We start from the raw sequence: 1,609 nt of genomic DNA, 5'->3' as shown, positions 1-1,609 counted from the left end.
GGGGGCGTGGGTAACTAACGGGTCGCCTAAAATGGCCGGTATGAGCCCGTTCGTCCGCCGCGTGCCTTCAAAATCCGGAGCCACTGTTGTGCAGGTCGTGGACAAGACTGGTGGGAAGTACCGGATCGTCAAGCACATCGGATCGGCTCATACCGATGCCGAACTGGCCGCGAAGATGGCCGAGGCCCGCGAATTCCTCCATCCTGAGCAGGGAGTCCTCGATTTCGACGCCGTGGACTCCGCGTCGGTAGGGCAGGCTGCGGTGCTGGGCCCGAAGCGCTCGGGCCTTCTCATCGACGTCATCCGCACCGTGTACGACCGGCTCGGCTTCAATGTGGTCGATGACAATGTGTTCTTCCAGCTTGTGTTGGCGCGGCTGGTCGAGCCGACGTCGAAGCGCGACAGCATCCGCGTCCTGAACGAGATCGGCGCGAACCCTCCGCACTACAACACGCTGCTCAACTCTGTTGCCCGGGCACACGACCGGAAGTACCGGGACCGGATCGCCGAGAAATGCTACGCGTACGCGGAATCCACGGGCGGTGTCACGCTGTGCCTCTACGACGTCACGACCCTGTACTTCGAGGCGGAGAAGGAAGACGACCTGCGCAAGGTCGGCTACTCCAAAGAGCGCCGCGTCGATCCGCAGATCGTCGTGGGCCTGCTCGTCGACCGGACCGGCTTCCCACTCGAGATCGGCTGCTACGAAGGCAATAAAGCCGAAACGCACACGATCATCCCGATCGTCAAGCAGTTCCAAGACCGCCACGGCATCGCCGACATGGTCATCGCCGCCGACGCCGGCATGCTCTCATCCAAGAACCTGAGGGACCTCGACGATGCGGGCCTGCGGTTCATCGTCGGGTCCCGACAGACCAGGGCACCCGGCGACCTGGCCACGTACTTCCACTGGGAGGGCACCGCCACCGACGACGGGCGCGTCGTCGACACGATCACCCCGCGCGGGACCAAGGGCCTGGACCCCGACCGGGTGAAAACGCGGGCCGAGCCCGTCTGGTCGGCCGAGTCTCATCCGGACGCGTGGCGCGCCGTATGGCAGTTCCGCCGGAAACGCGCCGTACGAGACCGGCAGACGCTGAACCTGCAGCGCAACAAGGCCATCGCCATCATCGAGGGCGACAAGCCGGTGAAGAAAACCCGGTTCGTGCGGATCAAGGACGCGAAGAAGTCCTTCGACGAGGCCTCCTACGATCGGGCGATGAGCCTGGCCGGCTGGAAGGGCTACCTGACGAACCTGCCCGCCAGCCTCATGACGGCAGGCGAGGTGATCGGGAATTATCACGAGCTGTGGCACGTCGAGCAGTCGTTCCGCATGTCCAAGACCGATCTGCGGGCCCGGCCGATCTTCCACCACACGCGTGACGCAATCGAGGCGCACCTGACGATCGTGTTCACCGCGCTGGCCGTCGAGCGCTACCTCTACGCGGCCACTGGCTGGTCGAAGAAGCGCATCATCACCACGCTCAAGCCGATCGTCGAGACTAGTGTGACGATCGCCGGGCACACGATCGCCGCGGCCGACCCCATCACCGAGGCTGCCGCCTATATCCGCGACGCCGTCACCCCGCCAGGGTAACTAACGTTGTGG

The 1,609-nt window shown here is 64.6% G+C and carries 1 protein-coding gene; it reads left to right on the top strand.

Features of this window, described 5'->3' with window-relative positions; genetic code table 11:
- The first annotated feature begins 40 nt into the window (after positions 1 to 40).
- Positions 41 to 1,597: an IS1634 family transposase gene (locus NQ034_RS16000; protein ID WP_257050017.1), complete on the top strand. Its 1,557-nt coding sequence runs from the start codon at positions 41 to 43 to the stop codon at positions 1,595 to 1,597.
- Positions 1,598 to 1,609 lie beyond the last annotated feature (12 nt).

Source organism: Brevibacterium moorei (assembly GCF_024580735.1).
In the GTDB taxonomy this organism is placed as follows: Bacteria; Actinomycetota; Actinomycetes; order Actinomycetales; family Brevibacteriaceae; genus Brevibacterium; species Brevibacterium moorei.
The sequence above is the reverse complement of the archived record's forward strand: the minus strand, read 5'-3'. Positions and strand labels throughout refer to the sequence as shown.